Annotated in this window: 7 protein-coding genes; all 7 read left to right on the top strand. The window is 33.3% G+C overall.

Going from position 1 to position 5,542, the window contains the following annotated elements; translation table 11 throughout:
* Window positions 1–7 precede the first annotated feature (7 nt).
* The 7 genes from ACMUOV_RS08790 to ACMUOV_RS08760 all read left to right on the top strand — a co-directional run bounded on the left by ACMUOV_RS08790 (window position 8) and on the right by ACMUOV_RS08760 (window position 5,492).
* On the top strand, window positions 8–142 hold the full coding sequence (locus tag ACMUOV_RS08790) for a 4Fe-4S cluster-binding domain-containing protein (protein ID WP_413854784.1): 135 nt from the start codon (window positions 8–10) through the stop codon (window positions 140–142).
* A gap of 70 nt (window positions 143–212) precedes the next feature.
* Window positions 213–1,169: a hypothetical protein gene (locus ACMUOV_RS08785; protein ID WP_413854783.1), complete on the top strand. Its 957-nt coding sequence runs from the start codon at window positions 213–215 to the stop codon at window positions 1,167–1,169.
* Complete coding sequence (locus ACMUOV_RS08780) at window positions 1,156–2,304, top strand: hypothetical protein (protein ID WP_413854782.1); 1,149 nt, start codon at window positions 1,156–1,158, stop codon at window positions 2,302–2,304. The genes ACMUOV_RS08785 and ACMUOV_RS08780 overlap by 14 nt, the downstream gene beginning before the upstream one ends.
* 91 nt (window positions 2,305–2,395) lie before the next feature.
* The gene (locus ACMUOV_RS08775) at window positions 2,396–4,111 is read left to right on the top strand and encodes an HNH endonuclease (RefSeq protein WP_413854781.1); all 1,716 of its coding nucleotides are present in this window, start codon (window positions 2,396–2,398) and stop codon (window positions 4,109–4,111) included.
* 85 nt (window positions 4,112–4,196) lie between these two features.
* A complete protein-coding gene (locus ACMUOV_RS08770) occupies window positions 4,197–4,697 on the top strand; it encodes a hypothetical protein (RefSeq protein ID WP_413854780.1) in 501 nt (166 codons plus the stop codon).
* A 19-nt stretch (window positions 4,698–4,716) separates the two neighbouring features.
* Complete coding sequence (locus ACMUOV_RS08765; RefSeq protein WP_413854779.1) at window positions 4,717–4,983, top strand: hypothetical protein; 267 nt, start codon at window positions 4,717–4,719, stop codon at window positions 4,981–4,983.
* Window positions 4,984–5,165: 182 nt separating this feature from the next.
* Window positions 5,166–5,492 (top strand): hypothetical protein, encoded by a 327-nt coding sequence (locus tag ACMUOV_RS08760; protein WP_413854778.1) that lies wholly within the window; start codon window positions 5,166–5,168, stop codon window positions 5,490–5,492.
* The last annotated feature ends 50 nt before the right edge of the window (window positions 5,493–5,542 follow it).

The following is a 5,542-nucleotide window of genomic DNA, read 5'->3' as shown; positions in this document are numbered from 1 at the left end:
GGATTACATAGTCGATGGTAAGTTTGAGGAAGACAAGAAGAATCTTAGTTTAGCCTTTAGGGGTTCAGAGAACCAAAGGATATGGAAGAAGGAAGAGGAAGGATTTAAAGTAATTGATTTGGATAATGGTGACTCACGGTAGTCACCATTTTTTTCCGATATTTATTATCTTTTAATAATCGGATAATATTTATATATAGGTAATAAATAATATGAATACAGAGAATTTTATAAATAGGGCTATTGAAATATATGGTGATGAGTATGATTATTCAAAAACCATATTCGTTAATTGGGGCACAAATGTTACAGTTACTTGTAAAATGCATGGAGATTTCGAAATATCCCCAAGGCATCACATATATAGACATCATGGTTGCAGTAAATGCAGGGGAAAACATATATCTGATGCAAAAAAGCATACAAAAGAATTTATTATAGAAAAGTGTAAAGAGGTTCATGGTGATGAATATGACTATTCTATATCTGAATATACTGGTATAGATAAAGAAATGAATATTGTTTGTAAGAAACATGGAATATTCAAACAAACTCCATATAACCATATTCATAAAAAATGCGGATGTCCTAAATGCAGATATGAACGTTTATCTGATAAATATAGATTTGAAATTAATGAATTGATTGATAAGTTTAAGGAAAAACATGGAGATAAATATCAATATCCTTTTATAAATGAAGAGTATGTAAATAACAGAAGTTTTATTACTATTATTTGTCCAATTCACGGCTTATTCAAACAAAGTGTTATGAAACATCTTCAAGGACAAGGATGTCCATTTTGTAATGAAAGTAGATTAGAAAAAGAAGTTGCTATTTTTTTGGAAAAGAATCATATGAAATTTAAAAGACAAATGAAATTTAGTTGGTTAAAACTAAATAAATCTTTATCATTGGATTTTTATTTGCCAGATTACAATATTGCAATAGAATGTCAAGGTGAACAGCATTATAAACCAATTGAACGTTTTGGAGGAGAAGACGAATATAATACAATTGTTAAAAGAGACATAATAAAGAAAAAACAGTGTAATGATAATGGTGTTAAACTTTTATATTACACAAAATACAAAAACATAACTGGTGAAGATATTTATAAGAATAAGAATAAGTTGTTAAAAGAAATATTTAATTATGATATTAACTGAAGATGTTAAGTCTTTGTTTAGGACTGTTAGAACACTCTTGGGTGCGCCTATACGTTCAGTTCAGCTTGAGGACGAACAATTATGCGACTTATTAGATGTAGCAATAGGAGACTATTCTGAAAAGGTTCAGAATTGGGTTATTGAAACACAATGGCTGAATGTACAAAGTAAAGACCATATACAATTTGAAAATGCCAGTGAATTAGCATATGCTATGACAGTACGTACAATGGATTGGAGTAGAGATTATTCATATTGGTTTAGCCGTGAAGTCGGTCTTCAACAAAGAGGACATTATGAACTTAAGAAGGATTTTTTTCAAGTTGAGAGAGGTAAACAAGTATATGTTATTCCAGCTGGTCGTGAAATAAATAGGGTTATGTATGTCACACCTTCTACAACAAAAGCTGCATTGTTTGGTAATATTGGAGCATTGGATACTGGTATAGGTGGAGGTTTTTCTCAAATTGGTAATGTTGGTTATATGGGAGGATTAACAGGTTTTTATGTAGGTAGTGTTTATGATACTGCGCTGTTGGCTGCTGACTTGAAGTACAAGAATTCATTGCTTAGAGGTGACTTGGCTTACAAGGTAACGGCAGGACCAGAGGGGACACATCTTGTACACCTTCTTTCAACCCCAGGCTCACCACAATCATTTGGCGGTTTAGCAGCAGACGATGTTTGGGGTTGGAACAGATATGCAAAGTGTTATGTGTGGTATTATTATTATGATGTGTCTGGAACTGGAAATACCGATGAGTGTATGCTGGAGAATAAGGATGACGTTATCATCACTCCAGACCAAGTGCCACTTGATAAGATGAGGTATGAGCTGATGAACAACCCAACACAACAGATTATAAGACGTTTGCTTGTTGCGGAAGCAAAGATACTGCTTGGTATCATAAGAGGTACGTACAGTGGTGCTGTGAAGATTCCAGAGGCAGAAATGCAGATGGATTACAATATGCTACTTGAGCAGGGCAAGTCAGAGAAGGAAACGGTGCTTAATGAGTTGAAGGAAAGGTTGGAGAGAATGCTTCCTTGGAATTTGATTAAGAACCAGGTTGAAATGAGTGATAACCTTATAAAGGTACTCAAGAACAAACCACTTGGACTATTTGTTAGATAAAATTTTAAAAAAATATTAAAAATAATCGGGATAAAATTTGTTTATCTCGATTATTTTATATATCTTTGCGTATATAAACGTTTTTTAACATATGCAAAATAAAACAACAGAAGAATTTATAAAAGAAGTTGAAGAAAGATTTCCAGGTGAAGTTTCTTTTGAGAAAACTGCCTATACTGGCGCATATTCACCGTTAATAATGACTTGTTCTAAACATGGTGATATAGCAGTCGTCCCGCATAACGTCTTGAAAAATAATGCTGTTTGCGCTTGTCCTAAATGTGGAAGGGAAAAAGGTAACAATAATTCTAAACTAACAAGAGGTGGCACTAAAGTAAAATTTTTAGAGCGTTTATATAAACGTTTTCCTAACATTAAATATGATTTTTCAGAAGCTAAATATATTAATAGTAGAACTCACATGAAAGTTATATGCCATGAAAAGGATTGTAATGGTGTTGAACACGGTGCTTGGTTCATAAAACCAAGTAATTTATATACTGGCTACGGTTGTCCTAAATGTGGAAATGAAAAAAGCACCCAAGAACGTAGAATGTCTTATGAAGATTACTGTAAATTGGTATCAGAAAAATATGGTGATATATATGAGGTTGATGAAAATTCGTATCACGATAAAAGTAACTTAATAAAAATTTTTTGCAAAAAACACAACGATTATTTCACAACAAATAGTAGAGATTTTCCAAGATTTAATTCTCATAAATGTCCAAAATGTATAAATGATGAATTAGAAGAATACACTAACCCAACTAGTGATATAAATATTATAGAAAATAATGGCATATGGAAAAATGATTCTATTGAGTTTGATGAAGAAACGTGGGTAGATGTCTTAGGGTTTGAAGGGCAATATCAATGCAGTAGTGAAGGTAGATTTAAGAATATAAGTGTTAAAAATAAGAATGGAGAAAAAGCTAGAGACAGACTAATACGTGTTAGTTTTGCAAACCGTTTAGGTGCAGTGTGTTTAGGGGGAAAACTTTATTCTGCTAGCAGAAAGATATATGAAAGCTTTCATAAAATTAAACTACCTTCTGGATATACTCATACAATAGACCATATAGATAATAATGTTAGAAACAACAGAATATCTAATCTGAGATTAGGCGGCTCAATACGTGAGAATATGCTTAACAATCATAAAACTCGTGCGAAATTATCTGCAAGATGTGGTGCTATTGGTGTAACACCTATCTTTGATTTTGATGACTTACCAGGAGAAAAATGGGTTGATGCAATTGGGTATGAGAATTTGTACTCTGTATCTAATCTTGGAAGGGTTATGGCTAAAGAACGAACGCTAATTGAAAAAAATAGAAACGTAAAGAGAGTTAAAAGAAAGCATCTTATGAGACAATGTATCAAATATGGACAATATTACACATTGGGACTTATAGATAGTAACGGAAATCACAAAACACATTACACTCATAAGTTGGTATATGAAAGTTTTAATGGCAGAGTAAAGGATGGTAATCAAATTGACCATATTGATTCTAACCCCTTGAATAATAAATTAGAGAATCTTAGAGAAGTAACGCCACTAGAAAACGTTAATAACTCAAACACTAGGAAAAAAAGGAAGTCTCCAGAGACACATGCTGGAGTATTAGTAAAAAAGTTGGATTTACATGATAATGTTATAGTCACATATATGTCTATTAGAGAGGCTGCTAGACAAAATAATGTTGCTGTTACATCTATGTATAAATGGATTAGTGGCAAGATTGACCAAAAGAGAAATCGCCTTAAGGGATATTATTTCAAGGTTGAGGAGAATATTTAAAAAACGTTAAAAATCGGGACTATATTTGGTAGTCTCGATTTTTTTAGTTATCTTTGCAGCATAGAATTAAAAAAATAATTGAATTATGTTAGTTTGGGCTTTTAATAAAGATGAGAAATCATTTAAATTGTGCGGCACATATGAGACTCTGTTTTGGTCAAACAGGGTAGGGTGTGAAGAGAGCCGTGTTTATTTAGATGAATGCGACTATGAACTGCCTAAAGATATGGTTGAGAACCATTTTTCTGACTTACAATTTAACCCATTTACAGAATATAAGTTCATTGTAAACAAGGATAAGTTTGATGAGTATAGTGTACTTAGAAGCTTTCCAACTGGATATTTCTGTAGCTCTTGCATCGTTGACAATGATGGTAATGTATTAAAGAATAAATTCTATCCGCAATCAAGCAGTGCTGAAATAAGAATCCTAGAAGAACTTTTCAATTGTATTGGCTACGATAGTGTTGTTGGTAGGGTTGATTGGGTGGAGGCTAAAGAATACGAAAGAAAGGGCTATAAGCTGGCTTTATGGTATGGGGCAGCTAAAAACAATGCAATGTTTGTAAAAAAGAATGAAGATTAACAAATTAAATTAAAATAATATGACCAGAGAACAAGCAAAAAAGATTCTACTCAAGAGTGTAGAAAAGGAAATAAAGAAGCATGGTGAGAATACCATCGCAGTGATGTCACCGATGCCAGGCAAGAACTCTTGGACTTGGAAGGAGTACAAGGAGGCTATCCTTAATGACACCATCCTTGAGGGTACTGAGGATATGAATCCCATCGACTCCCTGTTGAGATATGAGGATTATCGTCTTGAGCGTGGTCTGAGAAGTATGGTTGACATATTTTTAAAGGAGAAATAATATGTGTAGGTTTTGTGAAGGAAAGAAAACCATTGGTAGAGAAGGTCGTAAGATTTTTATGAATGAATCTGGACAACTTGTATACCTTGGAGAGCACACCATATTTGGTGATGTCATTGGTAAGGTTAAGTTCTGTCCAGAGTGTGGTAAAACAATAAAAGAAAGTAAGGAAGGATAATAATATGACTGCTATTGAAATTACATTATGTGTTGTATCATGGATTGTTGGCACGTTCGTGTCATTGGTATTCCTGTATTATGCCAACAACAAGATAACTCTTGCTAATCTGATAGCATCAATATTGTTCTGGTGGTTTATCATACCAGGAATGATATGTGTCTTCTTAGCAATGGGGTTTGTATGGCTTTGCAGCAATGCGGATGAAATAGTCCTGTTGGAGAGAGACCACTGGTGGTTGTCCAAGGGAGAGAGAAAGATGCTAAAGGAGGAAAAGAAAAAAGAGAAGAAAGGAAAAGGTTTAACATTAAATAACATTTTAAGAAAATGAAAAAGTTTATCGGTTTATTCATGTGTCTGGCAATGGCAACAATGACCTAT

Origin of the sequence: Candidatus Ruminimicrobium bovinum (assembly GCF_902760015.1) — a bacterium.
Classification (GTDB): Bacteria; Elusimicrobiota; Endomicrobiia; order Endomicrobiales; family Endomicrobiaceae; genus Ruminimicrobium; species Ruminimicrobium bovinum.
This window is presented reverse-complemented; position numbering and strand designations above follow the sequence as displayed.

Excerpts from the sequence above, each read along its gene's own strand:
- ACMUOV_RS08760 (WP_413854778.1), top strand. The coding sequence starts at position 5,166 with ATGACTGCTATTGAAATTACATTATGTGTTGTATCATGGATTGTTGGC.
- ACMUOV_RS08765 (WP_413854779.1), top strand. The coding sequence starts at position 4,717 with ATGACCAGAGAACAAGCAAAAAAGATTCTACTCAAGAGTGTAGAAAAG.
- ACMUOV_RS08770 (WP_413854780.1), top strand. The coding sequence starts at position 4,197 with ATGTTAGTTTGGGCTTTTAATAAAGATGAGAAATCATTTAAATTGTGC.
- ACMUOV_RS08785 (WP_413854783.1), top strand. The coding sequence starts at position 213 with ATGAATACAGAGAATTTTATAAATAGGGCTATTGAAATATATGGTGAT.
- ACMUOV_RS08780 (WP_413854782.1), top strand. The coding sequence starts at position 1,156 with ATGATATTAACTGAAGATGTTAAGTCTTTGTTTAGGACTGTTAGAACA.
- ACMUOV_RS08775 (WP_413854781.1), top strand. The coding sequence starts at position 2,396 with ATGCAAAATAAAACAACAGAAGAATTTATAAAAGAAGTTGAAGAAAGA.